This is a genomic window from Chitinophaga sp. CF118, assembly GCF_900112615.1.
Classification (GTDB): Bacteria; Bacteroidota; Bacteroidia; order Chitinophagales; family Chitinophagaceae; genus Chitinophaga.
In genome coordinates this window covers 796,576-821,668 of record NZ_FOMK01000004.1, presented here as the reverse complement: position 1 = coordinate 821,668, position 25,093 = coordinate 796,576, and the positions used below count along the sequence as shown (strand labels likewise).

Annotated in this window: 15 protein-coding genes; 8 read left to right on the top strand and 7 right to left on the bottom strand. The window is 42.8% G+C overall.

Translation table 11 applies throughout. The features are described 5' to 3' along the window. Window positions 1–9: 9 nt before the first annotated feature. From BM176_RS19530 to BM176_RS19505, 6 genes are read left to right on the top strand one after another with little or no spacing between them, the layout of a single operon-like run. The gene (locus BM176_RS19530; RefSeq protein WP_090105973.1) at window positions 10–1,272 is read left to right on the top strand and encodes a DUF2062 domain-containing protein; all 1,263 of its coding nucleotides are present in this window, start codon (window positions 10–12) and stop codon (window positions 1,270–1,272) included. Between the two features lie 16 nt (window positions 1,273–1,288). Beyond that, a complete protein-coding gene (locus tag BM176_RS19525) occupies window positions 1,289–5,161 on the top strand; it encodes a trifunctional MMPL family transporter/lysophospholipid acyltransferase/class I SAM-dependent methyltransferase (RefSeq protein WP_090105972.1) in 3,873 nt (1,290 codons plus the stop codon). After that, window positions 5,148–6,662: a phytoene desaturase family protein gene (locus BM176_RS19520; protein WP_090105971.1), complete on the top strand. Its 1,515-nt coding sequence runs from the start codon at window positions 5,148–5,150 to the stop codon at window positions 6,660–6,662. The genes BM176_RS19525 and BM176_RS19520 overlap by 14 nt, the downstream gene beginning before the upstream one ends. A gap of 7 nt (window positions 6,663–6,669) precedes the next feature. Further along, complete coding sequence (locus tag BM176_RS19515) at window positions 6,670–8,358, top strand: C45 family autoproteolytic acyltransferase/hydolase (protein ID WP_090105970.1); 1,689 nt, start codon at window positions 6,670–6,672, stop codon at window positions 8,356–8,358. After that, complete coding sequence (gene acpS, locus BM176_RS19510) at window positions 8,355–8,732, top strand: holo-ACP synthase (protein WP_090105969.1); 378 nt, start codon at window positions 8,355–8,357, stop codon at window positions 8,730–8,732. Before BM176_RS19515 ends, acpS begins: the two co-directional genes overlap by 4 nt. A 12-nt stretch (window positions 8,733–8,744) precedes the next feature. Beyond that, the gene (locus tag BM176_RS19505; RefSeq protein WP_090105968.1) at window positions 8,745–10,046 is read left to right on the top strand and encodes a flexirubin biosynthesis putative acyl-CoA ligase FlxY; all 1,302 of its coding nucleotides are present in this window, start codon (window positions 8,745–8,747) and stop codon (window positions 10,044–10,046) included. Here BM176_RS19505 and BM176_RS19500 read toward each other — a convergent pair. Then, a complete protein-coding gene (locus BM176_RS19500; protein ID WP_090105967.1) occupies window positions 10,043–10,531 on the bottom strand; it encodes a DUF6702 family protein in 489 nt (162 codons plus the stop codon). The genes BM176_RS19505 and BM176_RS19500 overlap by 4 nt on opposite strands. A gap of 69 nt (window positions 10,532–10,600) precedes the next feature. Between BM176_RS19500 and BM176_RS19495 the strand changes: the two genes are divergently transcribed. Further along, window positions 10,601–11,191 (top strand): HupE/UreJ family protein, encoded by a 591-nt coding sequence (locus tag BM176_RS19495; protein WP_090105966.1) that lies wholly within the window; start codon window positions 10,601–10,603, stop codon window positions 11,189–11,191. Between the two features lie 47 nt (window positions 11,192–11,238). After that, window positions 11,239–13,560 carry a M1 family metallopeptidase gene (locus tag BM176_RS19490; protein WP_090105965.1) on the top strand — a complete coding sequence of 774 codons (2,322 nt, stop codon included), beginning with the start codon at window positions 11,239–11,241 and terminating at the stop codon, window positions 13,558–13,560. Window positions 13,561–13,781: 221 nt separating this feature from the next. Here the strand turns inward: BM176_RS19490 and BM176_RS19485 are convergent, their stop codons facing one another. From BM176_RS19485 to BM176_RS19460, 6 genes are all read right to left on the bottom strand, one after another. Beyond that, the gene (locus BM176_RS19485; RefSeq protein WP_090105964.1) at window positions 13,782–13,964 is read right to left on the bottom strand and encodes a type II toxin-antitoxin system antitoxin; all 183 of its coding nucleotides are present in this window, start codon (window positions 13,962–13,964) and stop codon (window positions 13,782–13,784) included. Window positions 13,965–13,988: 24 nt separating this feature from the next. Continuing rightward, window positions 13,989–14,861: an SPFH domain-containing protein gene (locus tag BM176_RS19480; protein WP_090105963.1), complete on the bottom strand. Its 873-nt coding sequence runs from the start codon at window positions 14,859–14,861 to the stop codon at window positions 13,989–13,991. A 131-nt stretch (window positions 14,862–14,992) separates the two neighbouring features. Then, window positions 14,993–16,567: a SusD/RagB family nutrient-binding outer membrane lipoprotein gene (locus BM176_RS19475; protein WP_090105962.1), complete on the bottom strand. Its 1,575-nt coding sequence runs from the start codon at window positions 16,565–16,567 to the stop codon at window positions 14,993–14,995. Between the two features lie 19 nt (window positions 16,568–16,586). After that, a complete protein-coding gene (locus tag BM176_RS19470) occupies window positions 16,587–19,706 on the bottom strand; it encodes a SusC/RagA family TonB-linked outer membrane protein (protein WP_177230459.1) in 3,120 nt (1,039 codons plus the stop codon). 285 nt (window positions 19,707–19,991) lie between these two features. Continuing rightward, window positions 19,992–21,560: a SusD/RagB family nutrient-binding outer membrane lipoprotein gene (locus BM176_RS19465; RefSeq protein ID WP_255373547.1), complete on the bottom strand. Its 1,569-nt coding sequence runs from the start codon at window positions 21,558–21,560 to the stop codon at window positions 19,992–19,994. 30 nt (window positions 21,561–21,590) lie between these two features. Next, complete coding sequence (locus BM176_RS19460) at window positions 21,591–25,058, bottom strand: SusC/RagA family TonB-linked outer membrane protein (RefSeq protein ID WP_090105959.1); 3,468 nt, start codon at window positions 25,056–25,058, stop codon at window positions 21,591–21,593. Window positions 25,059–25,093: the final 35 nt, after the last annotated feature.

The window sequence follows — 25,093 nt, the reverse complement described above, 5'->3', positions numbered from 1 at the left end:
TATAGCCTAATGACAACCTACACTACTACACATAACGACCAGTTTACCGCACTCAATGTAGCGGTACTTATCCCTACCTACAATAATGCGACAACCATCGGTGCCGTATTGAAAGATGTATTATCCTACACCACCCATGTGATTGTTGTGAACGATGGCAGTACAGACAATACCAGTGAAATACTGGATGCTTTCCCGCAGATCCAGAGGGTGGAATATATCCACAACAGAGGTAAAGGTGTGGCACTGCGCAGAGGATTTAAATTTGCCGTTCGGCAGGGATACGACTATGTAATCACCATAGATTCAGATGGCCAGCATTTTGCCTCAGATCTGCCTGTTTTCCTGAATAAACTGGAAACAGAGAAGAGAGCAATCATTATTGGTGCACGTAACCTGCACCAGGAGAATATGCCTGGCAAGAGTACTTCTGCCAACAAAGTATCCAACTTCTGGTTTTATGTAACTACAGCATTGAAAGGCCCTGATACGCAGTCCGGATACCGTTTGTACCCCGTGTACCTGCTGAAAAAGATGTTCTTTCTGTGTACCAAATATGAGTTTGAAATAGAAGTTCTGGTACGTAGCTCCTGGAGGGGTATTAAAGTAGACTGGGCACCAGTGGGTGTATATTACCCACCACCGGAAGAAAGGGTATCGCACTTCCGTCCTGTATGGGATGTTACACGCATCACACTATTAAATATTGTGCTGGTATTAACGGCATTCTTTTATATCAAGCCTCGTGATTTTATCCGGTCCCTGTTTAAAAAAAAAACGTGGAGTACAATCTGGACAGATCATTTTCTGAATAGGAATGAGTCAAACGGCAGAAAATCTATCGCTATAGGCTTTGGTGTTTTCATGGGGATTGTTCCTATCTGGGGATTACAATTGTTAACAGCTGTTGCCCTGGCAACGTTGTTCCGGCTTAATAAAGCATTGGTACTGCTTGCCTGTAATATCAGCTTCCCACCGCTGATTCCATTTTTTATTTATGCGAGTTTTGTTACAGGGCGTTTAATAGTAAAAGATAACGGTTCGGGGTCTGTTTTAAGTGAGCATGTTTCTGTTGAAACCCTTAAGCAAAGCATGATACAGTATATGTCAGGAGAAGGTGGTGCTGCATTAAGACATGATGTGATCATGTATTTTATGGGCGGCCTGACACTGGCAATCACGTTAGGCTTACTTGCATTTATCATTGCATTCGTGTCACTGACAATATTCCGTCCTGCCACTTCCCCTGTTGTAAAACAGGAAGTAATTTAAATAATCTAAACTTTGTATGGGCAGTTTCTTCGTTAGTATCTATAATTTTTTTGCACAACATAAGAGCTGGTTATGGACTTGTACCATTATCAGCTTTTTACTGGCAGGTTACTTTGCCTCTCGTATTCAGCTTGAAGAAGATATTACCCGGATATTACCTCAGGATAAAACCCTCGATAAATTACAACAGGTATTTAATGATTCCCGGTTTGCAGACAAACTGGTGATCACTATTTCACAAAAAGATACTACTCTTGCGGCACAGCCAGATACATTGACTGCTTTTGCAAGTGAACTGAGAGACAGTGTTACTGCTAACCTGGCACCTTACATTAAACAAATGCAGGCGCAGGTGGAAGATGCTTCTGTACTGGACCTGATGCAGGTAATACAACAGCATCTACCTGTATTTCTCGAAGCCCATGATTATAATACGATCGATTCGCTGATCATGCCGCAAAGGCTGCAGCAGACCCTTGAAAATAATTACCGTACACTGATCTCACCTACCGGACTGGTAGTGAAAAAAGTAATTGCTGCAGATCCTGTAGGGATGTCCTGGCTGGGCATCAAAAAGCTACAACATCTGCAGTATGATGAGCAGTTTGAATTATACGACGGGTTTATAATGACCCGTAATCATCAGCATCTGATGATGTTCATTACACCTGCTAATGCTCCAAGTGCCACTGGTAAAAATGCAGTTTTCCTGAAGCAATTACAGGCACAGCTGGATACGCTGCATAAGCGTTATCCACAGGTGGATGCTTCCTTTTTCGGAGGCACTGCTGTTTCGGCAGGTAATGCACAGCAGTTAAGACAGGATACTATATTAACACAGGGGATCACCGTTGTATTGCTGGTAGTGTTGATCGGATTGTTTTTCCGTAAAAAACGTGCACCATTGCTGGTGATGTTACCAGTTGTATTTGGAGCATTGTTCTCACTGGCATGTGTGTGGCTGATACAAACAAGTATCTCTGTGATAGCATTGGGAGCAGGTGCCGTGGTATTAGGTATTGCAGTGAACTATTCCCTGCATGTCTTTAATCACTACCGGCATTTACCGGATATCCGTGAAGTGATTAAAGACCTGTCAACACCAATGACATTGGGTAGTTTTACAACCATCGGCGGGTTTCTCTGCCTGCAACTGGTAGAATCACCTATTCTGAAAGATGTAGGATTGTTTGCTGCACTAAGCCTTGTAGGTGCTGCACTGTTCTCCCTGATATTTTTACCACACTGGATAGTACTGGGTAAACAGCCAGAACATCCTCCTGTGCATTCACACAACTGGCTGGATAAAATAGCAGCGTATAAACCTGAAAAGAATAAATACCTGGTAGGTGTTATCCTCATATTAACTATTGTATTCTTTTTTACCGCCAGAAAAGTGGGTTTTGAAAGTGATATGATGCGCATGAATTTCATGCGGCCGGAGCTGAAAGAGTCTGAAAGAAAACTTAATAATGTTAATGCTTATACTGCACAGGCCATCTATCTTGTTACAGATGGTAATAACCTGGAAGTAGCATTGCAGAATAGCGAACAGATACAGCCGGTGATCCGGCGGTTACAGCAGCAGGGAATTATTAAGAAAGCTGCCGGCGTAAATGCCTTGCTGATATCGGAGAAAGAGCAACATGTGAGGATTGAAAGATGGAAGCAATACTGGACAGCAACAAAGCAACAGCAACTGATAGATTACCTCCGGCAGCATGGGCCGGCAGCAGGATATAAAGCCTCCGCCTTTGATCCTTTTGCAGAATGGCTACGGCAGGATTTTACAGTAGTACCGGATGATGCATTGCAGACATTACAAAAAGGCCCGCTAGGTGATTTCATTACAGAAAAGAAAAAGCAGGTATCTGTTATCACGTTACTGAAAATAGATCCCAAACAAAAAGCGGCAGTATATGAAGCCTTACAGCATGAAGCCAATACAACCGTTCTCGATAAACAATATGTCGCTAACAGGCTGGTGCAGGTGATGCAGAATGAATTTAACAGTATTGCCTGGATGACTTCCCTGCTGGTATTCTTTGCACTGCTATTGTCTTATGGGCGTATAGAACTGGCGCTGATCACTTTTATACCTATGCTGGTAAGCTGGGTATGGATCCTGGGAATAATGGGGCTGTTCGGCATTAAGTTCAATATTGTCAATATCATCCTCAGTACTTTTATATTTGGTCTGGGTGATGATTACAGCATCTTTACGATGGATGGATTATTGCAGCAGTATAAGTCTGGTAAGGAAGATAACCTGTCTTCTTTCCGCTCTTCTATCTTCCTGTCTGCCATTACTACCATGCTGGGGTTGGGGGTGATGATCTTTGCGAAGCATCCGTCATTACAATCTATCGCACTGATTTCTATTATCGGTATCGGTTGTGTGGTGCTGATCTCACAGGTACTGATTCCGTTCCTTTTCAATTGGTTGATTACAAACAGAACTACTAAAGGGAAAGCTCCGTGGACATTACACGGCTGGGTAACATCTGTATTTGCCTTCTTTTATTTTGCTTCTGGCAGCCTGCTGCTGACTGTAATAGGATGGTTTTTAATCAGACTGAATCCATTTAATAAAGAGAAAGGAAAAGTACTTTATCATAAAGTACTATCTGCATATACATGGTCAGTGATGTATATCATGGGTAATTTCAGGAAACATATTATCAATCCGTTGGATGAGCAACTGAAAACACCTGCTGTGATCATCAGTAATCATCAGTCTTTCCTCGATATTCTTGTATCCACTATGTTGCATCCCAAGGTAATCCTGCTCACCAATAAATGGGTATGGAATTCGCCGGTGTTTGGTGCGGTTGTGCGCCTGGGTGATTATTACCCCGTAGCTGAAGGCATAGAGGGAAGTGTAGAAAAACTGAGAGAGAGAGTGCAGCAGGGATATTCTATTGTAGTATATCCTGAAGGAACCCGTTCTCCTGATACTACCATTAAAAGATTTCATAAAGGTGCTTTTTACCTTGCAGAACAACTAGGACTTGATATTCTACCTATCATCATTCACGGCACTGCTTACACGATGAGCAAGAGCGATTTTCTATTGAAGAACGGGCCAGTTACTGTAAAGTATTTACCAAGAATAAAAGTGGGTGATGCAGCATGGGGCGCAAATTATTCTGAACGCACTAAACTGGTGAGCCGCTATTTCAGAAGTGAATATGAAGTGTTACGTGCAGCAACAGAAGTACCTGTTTATTTCCGTGAGCAACTGATGTATAATTACATCTATAAAGGACCTGTACTGGAATGGTACATGCGTATTAAAACAAAGATGGAAAACAACTACGCCTTATTTCATGAGTTGTTGCCGGAAAAAGGCCGCATCCTGGATATTGGTTGTGGTTATGGTTTCATGAGTTATATGCTGCATTTCTTATCACCAGCCAGACAGATTAAAGGGCTGGATTATGATGAAGATAAAATCATTACCGCACAGCATGGTTATCAGAAAGGAGCACAACTGGATTTTGAATGTGTAGATATTACCAAACATAGATTCGATAAGTACGATGCTTTTTTAATCAGTGATGTACTGCATTATCTTGAACCTGTACAACAGGAACATGTATTGGCAGAATGTATCCGTCAGCTGAATCCCGGCGGTGTGATTGTTGTCCGTGATGGAGATCTTGACCTGGAAAAACGGCATGAGAGAACCCGGTTAACGGAATTCTTTTCTACAAAAGTGATTGGCTTCAATAAAACACAAAACAGACTAACGTTTTTCTCCAGTGCAAGGATGAAAGAAATTGTTACGCAATATGGTGCAACGATGGAGCAGATCGATAACAAGCGGTATTTATCAAATGTAATTTTCATCATAAAAAAAGCTGCACCTGCCAATGAAGCAATATGATGTAATAATTATCGGCAGTGGCCTGGGTAGCCTTGTATGCGGCGCTATCCTGGGGAAGCATGGATATAGTGTATGCCTGTATGAAAAGAACCGCCAGATTGGTGGTTGTATGCAGACATATGCCCGTGATAAGGCCATTATCGATTCTGGTGTACATTATATTGGCAGTCTGGATGAAGGGCAGGTACTAAATAAAATTTTCAGTTATCTCGGTATTATGGATTCGCTGCATTTACAGCGAATGGATGTGGATGGTTTTGATTATATCCATTTCAATAAGGAGAAAAAGCATTATCAACTTGCACAGGGATATGATCGTTTCATAGAACAGCTGTTGATAGATTTTCCGCAGGAAAGGGATGCATTACATGCTTATTGCGATGCTGTTAAAGATGTTTGCAGCCGGTTTCCGTTGTTTAATCTACGTACAGGAGATGCGAGTGAAAAGGAAAAGGTGCTGGGAATAGATGCAGCCGGTTTTATCCGCAGCATTACAGATAACCAACGTTTACAACAGGTGCTGGCAGGTAATAATCTGTTGTATGCAGGAGTAGAAAATAAGACACCCTTTTATGTGCATGCTTTAGTACAGAACAGCTATATAGAAAGCTCCTGGAAATGTATGGATGGAGGTTCTCAGATAGCGAGAGCGCTACAGAAAGTGATCAAGCAATATGGAGGTGATATTGTACGTAATACAGAAGTAAAAAAGATTGTAGGAAAGGATGGTGTGGTAGATCATATTACACTGGCAGATGGTAGGGAAATAAGCGGGAAATATTTTATTTCAGGATTACATCCTGCCAGAACAATTGCTATGACGGAGCACGATAGTTTCCGTGGAGCATACCGTTCACGGATAACCAGTCTGGAAAATTCTCCTGGTACTTTTATGATCAATGCGGTGCTGAAACCAGGCACTTTTCCTTATCTCAATTACAACTACTACCATCATGCTACAGACAGTGCCTGGAACGGCATTCATTATACTGCGGATAACTGGCCACAGACCTATGGATTGTTTGTATCTGCCGGAGAAGGTAAACTGCAATATGCTGATAACCTGAGTGTGATGACCTATATGCGCTATGAAGAAGTGGCGGACTGGCAGCATACTTTTAGCACCGATACTTATCCTGATACACGTGGAGCTGACTATCAGGCGTTTAAAAAAGAGAGGGCAGAAAAGCTGTTGAATGTGGTGGAAGAACAGTTCCCGGGGCTGCGCGATTGTATCCATACTTATTATGTAGCTACACCGCTTACCTACCGTGATTACCTGGCAATGCCCGAGGGCAGCATGTATGGGGTAGCAAAGGATGCTAATGATCCGTTAAAAACCTTTATTTCACCTGCTACCCGTTTGAGCAATTTGTATCTTACGGGACAGAACATGAATTTACATGGGATATTGGGGGTTACTATGAGTTCAATTGTTACCTGTGCAGAACTGGTTGGGATGGAACAGTTGGTGAACGAGATTATTGAAACTAATAAATAGACTAAGAATGTCACAAAGAATGGGAAAAAAAAGGAGTGGATGGCGTAAACTGGGACGTGTTCTGCTGTATTTTATTGCAAGCATTATAGTGATACTGGTGGTATTCATCATTTTTGTATTAAGCGTATCTCATATTGATCCGCCAGAGATCGGAGATAAAAGTGCTTTACAATGGGAACGCCAACAGCTTGATTCAACTTCTTATACACTAGGCAATAACTGGTTCCGTAAAAGTAACAGTGGGTTGTATGAATTGTATGTAGAGGGAAAACCTTTCGAAAGGGGGGTAGTGAATGGTAAACTGACGAAAGAACTGGTACAGCGGCAGGAAGATCATTTCACCGCTCAGTTGAGAAAGATGGTGCCTTCAGAAACTTACATCAAGTTCCTGAAATACTTTGTACGCTTTTTCAACCGTCATTTATCCGAAAATGTTGCGGAAGAGAATAAGGAGGAAATTTATGGTATCTCTTTCTCTGCATCAGAAAAATATGATTTCATCGGTACCAATTATGAACGCATACTGAACTATCATGCGGCACATGATATCGGGCATGCATTGCAGAATATGGCGCTGGTAGGTTGTACTTCTTTCGGTACCTGGAATGATGCATCTGATGATAGTACATTGATCATAGGTCGTAACTTTGATTTTTATGTAGGAGATAAATTTGCTGAAGATAAGATCGTTGCATTTTATCATCCAGAGAAAGGATATAATTTTATGATAGTGACCTGGGGTGGCTTTACAGGAGCAGCTTCCGGTATGAATGATAAAGGGTTGACTGTTACGATCAATGCAGATAAGAGTGCAATTCCAACGGCCTCTGCTACTCCGGTATCACTGGTAGCGCGTGAAATATTGCAATATGCCACTACCATCGATGAAGCCTGGAAGATTGCACAGAAACATAAAATGTTTGTCTCGGAATCTTTCCTCGTTGGTTCTGCTATAGATAACCGTGCAGCGCTTATTGAGAAAAGGCCCGAAGGAATGGATATATACGATCCTAAAAAGAACTTCATTACCTGTACGAATCATTTCCAGGGTACGAAGTTTAGTAAAGCACAGGAAAATATAATACAACGTGATGAGACTGCTTCCGGTTACCGCTTTGAAAGACTAACAGAACTAATGAAGGAAAAGGGACCGAATACTGTACAGAAAACAGTAGATATTCTTCGTGACCGTTTCGGCATGCACGGACAAAATATAGGAGTAGGAAATGAAAAGGCGATTAACCAGTTCATTGCGCATCACTCCGTTGTGTTTGAACCAAAGAAGAAAATGGTATGGGTATCTACTTCTCCGTGGCAACTGGGCGAATATGTAGCTTATAACCTGGATTCAATATTCAGCATGCATGGTTTGAAAACAGATCATGAAGTACGTGATACTACTCAAACTATTGCTGCAGACCCTTTTCTGAAAACGAAAGATTTTGCTTCATTTGTCGCTTTCCGTGCTATGAGAGCCGATATCCTGGATGGGAAAGAGGTGGATGTACAGGCAATGATTGCGCTGGATCCTGAATATTTCTATGTTTATATTCTGGCAGGTGATTATGAATTCAAGCATAAGCATTATGACGTTGCATTGAATTATTACAATACAGCACTTACAAAAGTAATTGCTAATAAGAATGAAGAGATGCATGTACGCAAACAAATAGAAAAATGTAAAAAGCCATCATGATCTACGGAATAGGCACCGACATAGTTGAGGTAGACCGTATAGTAGCAAAACTACAGAAAGGCTCTGGATTCCGGGACCTGGTATTTACGCCACGTGAGATTGAATATTGTGAGAAGCAGGTGAATGCTGGTGAAAGTTATGCTGCCCGTTTTGCTGGTAAGGAAGCATTACTGAAAGCATTGGGAACGGGATTTGGGAATGGAGGTGTCCATTTTAATGAGATTGAAATAACAAATGATGCAGCCGGTAAACCAGTATTGCAACTAATAGGAGCAGCGGCGAGCCGGTATGAATTATTACAGATCAAACAGATCCTGATTTCATTATCACATATCAAAACAACCGCTATCGCAACAGTGATTATAGAGGTTTGAAAATAGCTGACAATGTATATACCCAACATAGAGTTGCAGTCAAAAGCAACTATCAGAGAATTCCAGGAGAAAGAAGTAATGCACCTGCTTGGTTATCTGCGTGAGTTTTCGCCTTTTTACAGGGAGTGGTTCGCACAGCATGGTGTACAGGCATCTGCTATAAAATCATTGAATGATCTTCACCTTATACCACCGGTGAACAAAGAGCATTTGCAGGAAAAGAACTGGGATTTCCTATGTGTTGATAAGAGTAAGATAGCGGAATATACAACTACTTCCGGCACACTGGGAAAGCCGGTAATCATTGCTTTAACAGAGAAAGATCAAACCCGTCTCACATATAACGAATACATTTCCTTCTGCTGTGCAGATGGTACTGAAAATGATATCTTCCAGCTGATGCTTACGCTGGACCGTCAGTTCATGGCAGGTATGGCTTACTACAATGGTATTCGTAAATTAGGCGCCGGTGTATTACGTGTAGGCCCGGGTGTTCCTTCCCTGCAATGGGAAAATATTGCCCGGATAGAACCGACTACTATTGTGGCAGTACCATCCTTTATTGTGAAGCTGATTGCATTTGCACAGGAGCATAATATCGATATCAATGCTTCTTCTGTAAAGAAAGCGGTGTGTATCGGAGAGAACATCCGCAATGCAGATTTCTCCCTGAATGTGCTTGGGAAAAAGATCACGGAGCAATGGAATATCAAGCTATATTCTACTTATGCTTCTACAGAAATGCAGACTGCATTTACGGAGTGCAGTGCAGGTATAGGAGGTCATCATCACCCGGAACTTTTATATATTGAATTACTGGATGATAATAATCAGCCGGTGGCTCCCGGACAGGATGGGGAAGTGACAATTACCACTTTGGGGGTAGAGGGTATGCCATTGCTGCGATACAAAACGGGAGACATCTGCCGGTACTATGAAGAAGCTTGTTCCTGTGGCCGCCATACTATGCGTTTATCGCCGGTAATAGGCCGTCGTAAGCAGATGATCAAGTACAAGGGTACTACGTTGTATCCACCTGCGTTGTTCGATCTGCTCAATGATATGGAAGAAGTGAAAGAGTTTGTGGTAGAAGTGTTCTCCAATGAAATAGGCACAGATGAAATATTACTTCATCTCTGGCCTGTATCAGAATCTGAAGATACAGACCGTAAAATCCGTTCCTACCTTCAGGCTAAGCTGCGTGTAATACCCCAGGTGCATTACTGTACACAAGGTGAAATCATGAAAATGCTTATGCCAGAGGGTGTTCGTAAGCCTATCAAATTTATGGATAACAGGACGCCGATGGCTTAGAATTGTATATCTGCATCGGCCTTAGGATTGTCCAGTTTCGTGCTTTTACGTACATCATCTTGTGAAATCACATGGATCATATTGATTTGATTGGCATGCTCGGTGTACAGGATATCATTCTTTACATGGATTTGCTTAAAGGTTTTGATGTTTTCTGCTTCCAGGAAACACCAGGCTGCTTCTTCTTCAATCTTATAGCCGAGGTAATTCAGTTTCACAACTTTGCCGTCTATCCTGATTACCAGGTGCTTGTTTATATAGCCAGATATCAGGCTGTCTGTCTGGGTCCTGTTCGATGGGTGGATAATATCTACCGGCTGTTTATTTTGTTTTTTCAGCACATTTTCCAGGTCATCTGCAAAGATGCGGCAGCTAACCTGCACTTCATTGCTGGTGGCATTATGCCTGATCTCTGTTACACTGACATAGAAGGGATGCCAGATAGTCCATGCGACAAATAACCATTTATATAATAATATTCCCACTTGCCTAAAAAATTTTAATTATTTGGAGAGCCTTTGTATAAATTACCAAAATAAGCACAAATATAGGTAATGGAGGATTTTGTGATGTATTTTCAGATGGGGTGGCAGCATATCATAGCCTGGGATGGATATGATCATATCCTTTTTATCGTCGCTCTTTGTGCCATTTATATGCTGCAGGACTGGAGAAAAGTATTGGTGCTGATCACAGCTTTCACTATAGGACACTCTGTTACCCTGGCGCTCAGTGTAACAAATGTTATCAGTATACCGACTAAATTCATTGAATTCCTGATTCCGGTTACGATATTTGTCACGGCTTTTTCCAATGTGGTGAGGAAACAGGCAATGCCGGAGAAGATTCAGCTTAACTATTTTTTCGCATTGTTCTTTGGACTGATACATGGACTTGGCTTTTCCAGTTACCTAAAGAGTATGCTGGGAACGCAAACTAATATTCTGGCCCCTTTGCTGGCCTTTAATTTGGGACTTGAATTCGGACAGCTACTGGTGGTAGTAGGAATCCTTTTGCTTTCAGCCATTATGATAAATGTAACAGGCGTAAAACGCAGAGAATGGAATATATTCCTTTCTGCGGCTATTTTTGGAATCGCTGTTATGCTGTCAATAGAAAGATTAAAAGACTTAGTGGACAATTAGCCATCACAACCAATGGCTGTTTTTACCTTTGAAATACAAATTTGTTTATGAGAAAAAGAAGCTTGAAACTAGCGCTTGGCCTTTGTTGTATTACCGCAATGGCTCATGCGCAAAATTCCGGATCTAATCATGGTAACCGTTTTGAACAACTGGGTACCATGCTGCAGGATCCCAACATGTACCGTTCAGCATCCGGTGCACCGGGTCCTAAATACTGGCAGCAACGGGCGGATTACGACATCACTGCTACCCTGGATGATGAAAAACAGAAGCTGACAGGGGCAGAAACCATCACTTACTTCAATAATTCTCCCGATCCTCTTACATACCTGTGGTTACAGCTGGATGAGAATGAGCATGATGCCAAAAGCGATAACAACAGCTTTGAAACCAGCACCATGTCTGATAAAATGACTATGCGTGGTATCAACGGGATCCTTGGACCCAGGAAGGACTTCGGTATCAACATCGTTAAACTGACGGATGAAAGTGGCAAAGAGCTGCCTTATACCATCAATCAGACCATGATGCGGATAGACCTGCCACAAGCCCTGCAACCAGGCCAGAAACTACGTTTTAAAGTGGAATGGTGGTATAATATCTCCGATCGTATGATAGAAGGCGGTCGTGGCGGTTACGAATATTTCCCGGAAGATAAGAACTACCTGTACACTATTACTCAATGGTATCCCCGCCTGGCAGTTTATTCCGATTTCCAGGGCTGGCAGAATAAGCAGTTTACCGGTCGTGGTGAGTTTGCCTTAACATTCGGCAACTTTCATGTGAGCATGAATGTACCTGCCGATCATATATTGGGTGCTACCGGCGAATGCCAGAACTATAAAGATGTACTGACCCCTGCGCAATTTCAGCGCTGGCAGCAGGCACAGACGGCTAAACAGCCTATAGAGGTGGTAACACTGGATGAAGCAAAAAAATCACTGGCTGGTCATGCTACTGCCCGTAAAACATGGGTATATGAAGCCCAGAATGTACGTGACTTTGGTATGGTGGCTTCCCGCCGCCTGGTATGGGATGCTATGGCAACTAATGTTGAGGGCAAAAAGGTAATGGCCATGTCTTATTATGGTCCTGAAGCTTATCCACTGTACAATCGATATTCTACCAAGGTAGTAGCGCATACATTAAAGTCATATTCCAAGCATACCATTCCATACCCTTACCCGGTAGCGATTTCTGTAGAAGCTGCCAATGGGATGGAATACCCGATGATCTGCTTTAACTATGGACGTACTGAAAAGGATGGTACATATTCAGAAGCTACCAAAAATGGGATGATAGGAGTGATTATTCACGAAGTAGGACATAACTTCTTCCCGATGATCGTAAACTCCGATGAGCGTCAGTGGACATGGATGGATGAAGGTCTGAATACCTTCTGCCAGTTCCTCGCAGAACAGGAATGGGATAACAACTTCCCTTCCAATCGTGGTCCTGCATATAAGATTGCTGATTATATGAAGATGCCGAAAGATCAGTTGGAACCTATCATGACCAATTCAGAAAACATAGTGCAGTTTGGCCCTAATGCTTATGCTAAGCCTGCCACGGCACTGAATATTCTGCGTGAAACAGTAATGGGCAGGGACCTGTTCGACTTCGCTTTCCGTGAATACGCGCGTCGCTGGGCTTTTAAACATCCCACACCGGCAGACTTCTTCCGTACGATGGAAGATGCTTCTGCGGTAGACCTGGATTGGTTCTGGCGTGGTTGGTTCTATGGTATAGAACCGGTGGATATCTCTATAGACAGTGTGAGATGGTTCCGTTTAGACACCAAAGATCCGCAGATCAGTCATACAGAAGCGCAGGCTAAATACGATCATAATGCAGATCATATTTCCCGTTCAAGGAACCGTGCAGAAGGTGTGAAATTTGCCGTAGATCAGGATACCAGCCTGCAGGATTTCTATAGCAAATGGAACCGTTTTGAAGTTACATCAGAAGACAAAACTGCTTACGATAATATGTATAGTGCGCTTAGTCCGGAAGAAAAACGTCTATACGACAGTAAGAAGAATTTCTACGAAATATCTTTCTCCAATGTGGGCGGGCTGGTAATGCCGCTGATCATTGAATGGACTTATGCAGATGGCACAAAGGAAACAGACCATATCTCTGCTTATATCTGGAGAAAGAATGAGAACAAAATATCAAAGGTATTTGCAAAAGATAAGGAAGTGGTAGCGGTCAGGCTGGATCCGCAACGCGAAACAGCAGATATTGATGAAGGAAATAACAGCTGGCCACGCGTGGCAGCGCCAACGCGCTTTGAGTTGTTCCGTCAGCAACAAACAATGCGTGGTGCATCTGTAGGAGGTAATCCGATGCAGAAGGCAAAGAAATAAGAATCCTTTTATATAGGAACAAAAATAGCCTGTATCATAAATTTGATACAGGCTATTTTATTTCGGGTCCCTGATGGAGATATGCAGTTGTTTAAGCAATTCTTTGGCCGCCAATCAAAGTATAGAACCAGCTCTTTCCCAATAGAGATAAAGTCATCCTTCGTTCATCCTTCGTTTTTGAACGGAGGATGAACGAAGGATGACTTTATCTCTATACTATCTTATTTCTTTTCCGGCTTATCAGGTTTCTCTTTTTTACCCATTCTTCCAGCCTCTTTTAATGCACGGTTAATCAGCCATTCCATCTGGCCGTTCACGCTCCTGAATTCATCTTCTGCCCATTTTTCAATGGCATCATATGTCTGGGCATCTATCCTTACTACAAATGTTTTCTTATCTGCCATATACCATGTTCTAATGGGTATGTATTACTGATGCAGGGTCCCGGTATTTACCACAGGTGTTACTTTGGAATCACCGCAAAGTACTACCAGCAAATTGGATACCATTGCAGCTTTACGCTCTTCGTCCAGTATAATGATATTCTTTTCAGATAATTTTTCCAGTGCCATTTCTACCATTCCTACGGCACCTTCCACAATTTTAGCACGTGCAGATACAATAGCTGTAGCCTGCTGGCGCTGTAACATTGCACCTGCAATTTCAGGAGCGTATGCCAGGTGACTGATACGAGCCTCCAGTACTATGATACCGGCAGGAGCGAGGCGCTCATTCAATTCCTGTTCCAGCATTTCATTTACTTTATCCCCGCCGCCGCGCAGGGTGATACCTTCTACTGAATCATCATCCATGTGGTCATAAGGGTAGCTTACTGCCAGGTGACGAACAGCAGCTTCGCTCTGGATGTTCACGTATTGCTGAAAGTTTACTACCTCAAATGAGGCCTTGTAGGTATCACTAACCCGCCAAACGATTACAGCGGCAATTTCGATGGGGTTACCCAGTTTATCATTCACTTTTAGCTGCTGTCCATTGAGGTTTTGTGACCTTAATGAAAGGTTGGCCGACTTGTACAGGGGATTTATCCATAACAGGCCATTTTCTTTCACTGTGCCGGTGTATTTACCAAAGAAGGTGAGTACCCGGGAGTGGTTGGGGTTTACAATCATTAATCCTTTGGTAAGAAGCACAAAGGAAATAAAGCACAGTATAGCAACCCATAGAAAGAAGAGGGAGCCTGTTTGTGCCATTAATGCAAACATGAAAACAGATAAAGGAAGGGCAATTACGGCTAAAATAAAAGCCAGGAAGCCTGAGAAGGGTTTGATGATCTTTTCCATAAAAAGGTTTGTTTTGATATCATTTCGATATCAAAAGTAATCAAATTTATGAAATAAAAAAAAGCCGGACCTGGAAAGGTCCGGCTTGTCATTTGCTGCTTTTTATAGCGGTATTGATGGCTATATAAATTTTACTGCTTATCCCACCATACTGGTGTCATGAAAGCATTAGTTCCTTGTCTTGTAATAGCTTCCTGGTAATGGGTGCTGTTGGATGCTGCTTCTGAAGAAGGATACAGCATTCTGCGGGGAATTTGTCCGCCGGTGGCATTCCCTGAATAATTAACAGGTACCAGCTGCGGATAGCCACTTCTGCGCCAGTTTGCCCATACTTCATACCAGTCGAGAATACAAGCAGCCCAATATTGGGTATTAATTAAGTTGTAACCGTCAGCATCAACATATGGATGTGCTGTAAGATAAAGTTGTATATCTGCGCCGCTGATAGTAGCGCTGGCATCGTACTGTGATAATTGTTGCATGGCGGCAGTCACACCATTTCCATAGTGTGTAGCGGCATCACCTACATTCCATCCTCTTTTGGCAGCTTCTGCGAGTAACAGTTCTACCTGTGCATAGGTGACCAGGAAAGTAGGACCATTCAGTTTCAGCAGGTTCTGTTTATTGATAACAGAATACCGTTTAAGATCGCCGGGGTATCCTGGTTCTTTGCTGATATCTGTAGGACTGTTTTCACCATTGGCATCATAACCGTTTGGCATTCCCAGCTGATCCAGTGGCAGTGTACTGCCTGTGGCAGGTATCTGCGCTATATAGCTCAGCCTTGGGTCGTTATTGGTTTGCAGGAAATCAACAAACGTTTTGCTCAGGCTTGCCTCGCCTCCATTGTTAATAGCATTCCACTCTCCGGAAAGGATGTTGCTTACTCTGTTCACCGTTGTTCTTCCTCCGGTAGCATCGTGCAGAATGTAGGCATTGTCATCATTAGAGGTAAACACACCACCCTGATAGGCTTTTTCTACCCACATTTGTGCCGTAGAAGGATCTACTTTAGTCAGGCGCATGCCTAAACGCAACATCAGGGAATAAGCGAGTTTTTTCCAGTGGTCCACTACCTGTACAGCAGGAATGGAACCACCTTTGTTATAGATAAGGTCTCCTGCTCCGGGTACTGTTTTTGTACCATCCAATGCCTTCGCTGCCTCATCCAGTTCTTTCATCATGTCCAGATAAATCGCTTGTTGTGCATCGTATTTAGGTGTAAAGTTGCTCTGGCTATAACCCAGTCCAGCTTCAGAATAAGGGATATCTCCATAGATATCAGAGATGCGATGGAAGATCATTACACGTGCAATACGACTGATATGATAAAGATTTGTCAGATACGGATTGCCTCTGGTAACACGTTCCACGTCAGTGATATATTTTACCTGATCGGGGTAGGCACGTTCAAAATAAGAACTGGCCCAACCGTCATTCTGCATGTACTTATCACCCGCATACCATGAAATATTAGACAACTGTTGCATCATCATGGCACAGTAAATGATATTTACCCGCCATGTTTCATAACTAAAGTCGCTGTTGCCTGTATATTCAAGCAGTGCACGGGAAAGATTATATTCAGGTACACCACTCGCTTCATTGCTTTTACTAGGATCTGTATTAATACTATCAAAATTCTTTGTACATGCTGATAAGGCTATCAGCGACAAAGCGAGTATTATTTTATGCAGAGATTTCATGTTGTTAGATTTAGAATGATCAGAATGTAACGTTCAGGTTAATACCAAAAGATTTGCTGGTGGGCAAACCGGCGTATTCCAGTCCCTGCGCATTGCTATTGCTGTAGTTGGATTCAGGATCAATGTTAGGCGTGGATTTCTTTATGTAGAACAGGTTCCGTCCTACCAGCGACAGGCTTATACCCCGTATTCTGTTATTGAACGCGGTGCTGTTGAAATCGTACGTCAGACTAACTGATCTGAACTTGATGAAATCTGTTTTATATACATGCAGTGAAGAGATGGTAGCCAGTTTTGAATAATAGGTTTGTGCATCTATTGTTTTAGTTGCTGTAGCGCCACCTTCTGTTACACCGGTTACTACTACACCACCTTCACGTCCCTGTAATGTTTCTTTCTGCAGGCCGTATCCGTATGCATTTGCATTGGTACCTGAATATATATTACCTCCTGATTTAAAGTCTATGAGAAAAGAGAGATGCAAATTCCTGTAGGAAACATCATTGTTCCATCCACCTGTCAAAGGAGCTACGCCTGATCCTTTTGCCACCAGTGCATCTGTACGTTGTGGTAATCCTGAAGCATCCACTACCAGGTTTCCTTTAGCATCACGTTTGAAATCATATACCATGATTTGCCCGAAAGGCAATCCTACCACCTGTTGGATGTAAGCAGCTTCTGTACGGGAATCTCCGTTTGTTACCAGCATGGATGTTTGTCCTTCGGCAAGCTGGATTACTTTATTTTTATTGTTGGCAAGGTTCAGACTGGTGGTCCACTTTACATTAGCTGTTTGCACAGGTACACCACCTATCAGTAATTCAATCCCTTTATTTTCCAGTTTACCCACATTCACGATAGCTGTGGTGTAACCGGAACCAAGTGATACAGTAGCAGCAACGATATCATTTGATATCTGCTTATTATACCAGCTAAAGTCTGCGAACAGGCGGTTTTTAAAGAGCTTCAGTTCAATACCTGCTTCCAGTTCTTTAGCTTTTAATGGTTTGAGGTTCCTATTGGGAATTTCACTGCTGATATCACCGATATATACGCCATTGATGGTACTGCCAAGTGTACTGTAATACAATTTGGTTTTATATTCATCAGCATCTCCACCTACCTGTGAATAACCAGCTCTTATTTTACCGAAGTACAACCAGTTATTCTTCAGCGTTTCAGAAAACACATAAGAGAGATTTACAGAAGGATAATTATATGAATTATTCAGTTCCGGTAAAGTAGTGCTCCAGTCGTTACGATCTGTCATGTTCAGGTATAGGGTGTTTTTCCATCCTAATTCAAGTGAACCATATACAGAATGTATTTCTTTTCTCACATTTGTGATTGTACCGCTCTTTGTAGCTGCTGTAGCAGGGTTGTATACAAAGGGGAATGCGAAATTAGATGCCGTAAGATCATTCGTCTTGTCTGTTTTTTTCAACAGGTTGGCACCTGCATTCACGTTCAATTGAAATGTTTTGCTCAGTGATTTATTAATGCTTAATAAGATGTCGGCATTTGTTTCGTTGAACTGGCGATTGCGTTCCAGATCAAGACTGCCTTTGGGGCGGTAAGCAGTACCGGTAGGGGTAATAGAGGTGGCATTAAATCCAAAATAATCATTGGCAACCCGGGCCTGAACATAAAACCAGGAAAGTGGTGTATAGCGCAGGCTGGTAACCCCCAGCACACGGTCTTTTCCTGTATTGTTCATAAAACAATAAGCTGCAAAGTATGGATTGGTACTAAACTGGTCACTGCTATATGGGGTCTCATTTCCTTGTCCGTCATAACCCGGAGCCAGGTAAGAGCCCTTTACATTGGAAGGCAGGAATGCAATACCATAGTTACCATTGCCTGGAGCATCGCTCAGGTTGGAACGATTATTTGTGATCTCTTTAATGTAGGTAATATTGGTTTGACCACTCCACTGAGGTGATAATTTATAGTTGAGATCAAGGTTCAGATTATCGCGGAAATATCTTGTATTGGGATAAATACCATTGGCACGCAGATCCCCCACAGCAAAGCGATAGGTCGTTTTGTCGCTACCTCCTGCTACAGACAATGTATTGCTGAAAGTAGCACCTGTTTTATAGAAGTCTTTCAGGTGGCTGCTTTGTTTGGAATAAGGATGTTGCTGTCCGTCAAATAAGATGATAGGAGCACCATCCAGTTTTTCTCCCCAGCTTTGTAATCCGGTGCTGAGTGCAGACGTTTTGTCTGTAGGTCTTGTACCTTTTACTCCTTGTCCGTATACATCCTGGAAGTCCAGGAAATCGTTCACTTTATCTATTGTAACATTGCTGTTCAATTCTATGTTTAGTTGTCCGGCCTTTCCTGATTTGGTGGTAATGAGGATCACACCATTGATGCCACGCTGGCCATATAATGCAGATGCTGCACCTCCTTTCAGTACGGTCATCTCATCAATATCGTCGGGGTTAATGCTGGAGATTCCATCACCAAGGTCTGTACCACCATATTTAGCTGCGGCTCCCAGGTTATCATTATTCATCGGGATTCCGTTTACAACGAATAGGGGCTGGTTATTACGGTTCAGAGAGGAGTTACCCCTGATTGTAATACGTGAAGAACCACCCGGGCCGGTAGCGGGAGGGGTACTGTTAACGCCGGCTACACGTCCTTCCAGGGAATTAGCCACACTAATTTCTCTTGCTTTTGTAAGGTCTGCTCCTTCTACAATTGATACGGCATAACCGGTACTACGTATTCCTTTACGTATACCCAGTGCTGTTACTACCAGTTCATCCAGTCCTTTAATGTTCTCTTCCAGTGTGGTGCTGATAGTCACTTTTATACCTACAGTAATTTCCTGAAGGGTATGCCCAATGTAACTGAATACCAATACGTCTTCGGGGTTGGCGGCGATACGGTAAAATCCGTTTACATCTGTTTTTGTACCCTTGTTACTTCCTTTCAATGCTACTGTAACGCCGGGCAGTGGATTGCCTTTTGAATCTCGTACAGTACCGGTAATATCTCTTTGTTGCCTCACGTTATATGATAACGGAGATGTTGGCACCATGGCCGTCAATGTGCCATTAGCCAGCAGCAATACCAGCATGATACCTGCTGCGCCGCCTGCTTTTTTAAAACGTAGTGTACGTTTCATAGATACTGCTTTTTGAGAGTTAGAAGATGGTTGAACCATAGGTATTACAGTTGGATATTTTCGGATATCCATTAATTCCCGGGAAGAGTTGTTGTTTTTGTTAGTCGATAATTTTTTCTTTTAGTTAATAAGCAGCATGTAATCACAATGGACAATAGAACCCCCTACGTGCTCAATATTTGATACACTGTTTTGTCCCTTTGTGTCTTAGCAAGTATTTCTTCAATACGCATAATGAGGTGTCGTACCGAAATTAAAAAAGTACCATGCTGAGAGAAAAATAAATCAGGGTTTATCCCACCATAATCTTGTACCCCCGTTATCGGGTCCATTTAAATTGAGTAAAGCTCTGCTAACACCGGCTGCATTAGTGGCATATTCGAACTGAATAAAGGGGATCCGGCGGATAAAAGTTTCTGTGGGGATCTTGCCGCCGCTGTGATTAATAACTACCGGGAATAACTTAGGATAACCGGTGCGGCGGAATTCTGACCATGCTTCCTGACCGTCGGGGAATATTGCGATCCACTTTTGCATAATGATTCGTTCCAGTTTTTCTTCTGTTGTGGCAGACGATTCCCATCGGATAGTAGTAGTGCTTAGATGGGGATCACCTTTGTATACATTGTTGACGGAATTCTGTGGATCTATATAAGGACTGGCTGTAAAAGAATTGTTATGAATATAATTATTGTAACCGGAAGTAACATGATATTGTTGGAAGGAGGTATAAATTCCTTGCTCATAGTTGATTTGTGCATCACCTGCTCCTCGCCATCCGTAGAGTGCTGCTTCAGCTTTCAGGAACCAGGCTTCTGCTGCAGTGAGCAGCTGGATTGAAGAGGGAAGTAATGCGAGCCTGGAAAAGCCTGAATACATATCTTTCCCGGTAATCATAATGCCGTTACGGATCCCGCGATACACAGTATCTTTCATATCGGCAGGCAGGAAATAGTATGGTAGCCGTGGATCATGATAACCGGTTAGTATAGACTCCATTGGTGCTCCCATACGGATATCATTCCAGGAGTTGCAGATCACATTCAGGGGATGAGTTGCAGGGCTGATATTAATGTTGAAGTTATCTTCTTTTGAACTTAATATTCCTAAACGCTGATTCAATGCGGCTTCTCCTTCAATCCTTGCTTTATCCGGGTCTATCCTGGAGATGCGGATAGCCAGCCTTAGGCGGAGCGTATTGGCAAGTTTTACCCATTTGGCATAATCTCCGTTATAGGAAAGATCAAAGCTGGAAAAGTGAATTTTTATGGAATTTACTGCGTACGCATTGAGCGTATTGATAGCGGTGTCCAGGTCATTGAAGAATGCGTAATATGCCTCCCGTTGTGAATCATAATCAATACTGTGGTCGGGGTTGATTATGGCATAATGTGTATAAATAATGGGTCCGTAAATATCACTTATCCGGTGCATGGCCAATACTCTGATTAACTGTGCCCATGCATAAAAGTCGGGGTATTTATCCCTGGAGCGGTCCATCACAAATTTACAGTTGGGCATTATGTTTCCATAAGCAGTAATCCAGGCGTCATCATTCCAGTTATCGAGAAGATCGTATGTAATATTATTGTGGTTATCCTGAAAAGGATTGGGTGTCATCATATAACCGGAAAATACATCCCCCATCAGGTTCTGCTGTAATTGTGCCACAGACACATCGTTGGCCGAAAGAATATTCAGCATTGCTTGTACAAGTGGATCTCCCAATAGTTTGAAATCAGGCTGTAACTCACCATCATAAAGATCATAAGGATTGGTATTGATGTGCTCAAAGTTACGCGTACAGCCAGGCAGCATCGTAATAACAATGCACATAATAATTATGTTACGCATAATGGTTGAATTCATAAGCTGATACTCTTCCTAAAATATTACTCTTACATTGGCTCCTATACTCCTTGTAGCAGATACACCAAATACATCTATACCCTGCAGTCCGTTACCACTACTCATTGATACTTCAGGATCGAACGGTGCAGAGAGTTTAAAGAAACAAATATTTTTTGCGATCATTCCTACCTGTATGCGGTTGATAAATTTCGACTTTACCGGTAACTGGCAGGTAAGTGATAATTCACGCAGGCGGATGTTAGTGGCATCATACAAATACATTTCTCCACTGCCTGCACGGCCACCAATAGCTGTGTAATATTTTCGTGCGTCATATTTCCCGGTAAACGGGGAACCATCCTGGTAAACAGCATTAAGATCCACACCACCATTGTCCCTGGCATTAGCACTTGTTTCACTCACCCCATAGTTATCCAGCACTGAATTGGTTACACTCATTACTTCTCCTCCAAAGCGGCCATCTATCAGGCAACTGAGGGAATATTGTTTATAGCTGATGGTATTGTTCCAGCCCAGCATCAGCTTGGGATTGGGATTACCTACTTTCTTAAATACATTCCTGGTAACGAGATTATCCTGATCATCCAGTACATATTGTCCTTTCTCATTTTTATAGAGTTCCTTATTGGTATAGATATCTCCCCATGCGCCACCTTCTTTGATAAAAGAACCGTACATGTTGGTAAGAAAATCAGTGAGGATATAGTAGTTGTCGGGGCCTGCACCGGGTATATTATTGCTGCTCAGTTTTACTACGCTATTTCTGTTGATAGTAGCGTTAATGGTAGCAACCCACCTGAACTGTTTATTTTGCACAGGTGATCCGGAGAGCGATAATTCAATTCCTTTATTCTGGATGTTACCGAGATTCAGGTAGTAATAGAGATAGCCGGATCCTGAAGGTGCGCGTACCTCCATGTACTGCTGGTAGTTGTTATTTTTATACCAGGTAAAGTCTATACTGATTCTGTCTTTCAGCAAACGGATCTCCGTACCTGCTTCCAGTGAGCGGTTATCTTCCGGTTTCAGATAGATACCCGGATAGGGTGCTTTGGTATTAAAGTTTACTCTTGTTACGCCGCCAATAGTTTGCAGATTAAAACGTGCCGGCCTGGATACGTATGCCGCAATATCATTACCTGCTCTTGCGTACGAAATCCGTGCTTTGGCAAAGCTGATGGTAGAAGGCATTTTGATTAAGTCGCTAAGGATGGTGCTTAACCCGGTAGAATAATAAAAGTATCCTTTACTCCTGATAGGAGTGAAGGCAAATGTACTGGACCAGTCGTTCCTGCCGGTAAGATCCAGGAAGATGCTGTTATGCAAACTTAGTTGTGCACTACCGAAGAGAGCCTGCAATTGTTTATGTTCAATATTCTGTTGTGCATCCAGTGCGTTTCCCGAAATATTTTCTACAGTGAATTTATTGCTGTAGATCAATCCCGCAGTAGCTGTAGGATTTGTGCTGATGAGTGACCTGTCATGTGCTTTTACGTCTGTGATATTGGCGCCCAGCATTGTCTGCAAATGGAACTGGTTACTCAGCTTTCTGTAGACGGTGAGGATCATATCAGTATATAACTGGGTATTCGTTTCTTTCTCGAGTGTATATCTTCCATTAGGCGGAGAAAGTACCTGTTGTGTACCTGCATATGCTTTCAGTTCGTATTGGTCGTAACTCTTATCGAAGTTCCAGCGCATTTGTAATGATACCCAGTCGCGGATCTGGTATTTCAATGCCAGAGAAGCCATGCTCCGGTAGCGGCTTTCTTCCCGTTGATCCCGTTGTAATACCCAGTAGGGATTTTGTTGATCATCCTGCCCGGTCCATCCGAGATCACGATGGATGTTCCACCAGTTCTGTAATGGCATATTCCGTGTCTGATCGAAATATTCATATTGTTTATAGCTGTTGAAATCCAGTCCCCTGGGGAAGGTGTACAAGCCGGTAAGCGCGTTATAGTACAACCCTGAAGAGGGGCGGTTTAAAATGTTCTGTGCCAGGAAAGATATGTTGGCATCTAAAGACAGTCTGTTATTTAACATATTACTTGTGATCCGGGCATTAAAGGTATGTCTGTCCAGTTTATTGATCGGTAAGATTCCTTTATTTCGGGTATTGGAGTAAGAGAGATAGAACTGTGTTTTGTCTGCCCCGCCGCTGAAAGACAATGCGTTGGTAAGGGTAGTACCGGTATTGAAAAATCCTTTCACATGGTCCGGGCTTTTCAACGGATTGCCCCAACTGTCTGGTGATCCGGGTTGCGGTGAATCCTCATCATCTTTGTAGGGCATAATGGTTTGTGCATAGCGGTATTGCAGTTTGGGCAGCAGGAGTGGTTTCTCTATGGTAAAGTCCGACGAGAAGCTGATATGTCCTTTACCTGCACTGCCTTTCCTTGTGGTGATCATAATTACCCCGTTTGCTGCCTGGCTACCATATAATGCAGCCGCAGAGGCCCCTTTGAGTATGCTGATGCTGGCAATATCGTCCGGATTAATATTGGAGATGCCATCACCGCCGTCTCTTCCCCCGCTACCTACGATACCGGATGATTGTCCCCATATATCCGTAGGTTGTGAAGGGGTGAAGTTGGCCATTGGCACCCCGTCAATGATGTACAGTGGTTGATTTTCACGGGTAGATTTATTACCTCTTAAAATCACACGTGCAGATCCACCAATACCTGAAGCGCTTCTGTTGATCATTACACCGGCAACCTTACCGGATAAGCTGTTGATCACGTTGGCATCTTTTATGGTCGAGAAGTTTTCAGAACCCAGTTGTCCGGTAGCGTAGGAGAGCTCCCTGGTGCTTTTGGTGAAGCCCAATGCTGTTACAACCAGTTCATTCAGCTCTTTAACATTTTCCTGGAGGGTAACATCAATAATCCTGCTACTGGCAGGGATTTCCCTGCTAAGAAAACCCACGGACCGGAAAACGAGTATTTCGCCTTCTGCTGCCTCAATGGTGAAAGATCCTGTTTCATTGCTTTGTGCACCCTTGGAGGTATTCTTGATGAGGATGGTTACTCCGGGAATAGGGCGGCCCCTGGAGTCCATTATCTGGCCGGAGATCTCTTTCGGAAAACCAGCATCGTTGTATTGTTGGTCCTCTTCAGAACTGGCCACGCTACCAGGAAGGCCTACAATAATTTTATCATCCCGCAGCAGAAAGTCGAATCCTGTCTGGGCAGACAGCATGTTCAGTAATTTGTTGATAGGAACATTATCGCAATGCAGGGTTACTTTTTTGGTAGGGTCTATTGTAGCCTTATCGTAGTGGAAGTTGAGATTACTTTTAGCGGCAATTTCAACCATTACATCCACAATATTCTTATTCTTAACGTTGATGGAGATATTGTCGGTTCCAGAGGGCAGTGTAACCTGGGCAAACAAAGCCTCTTCACCTGTTAATAATGACATTATCAGGAAGCTCGCAGCAATACATACTTTACCGAAGTATGATTTTCCCTTCATATAGCCCCGGTTAGTTTAAAGTTTCAAAGCAGCAT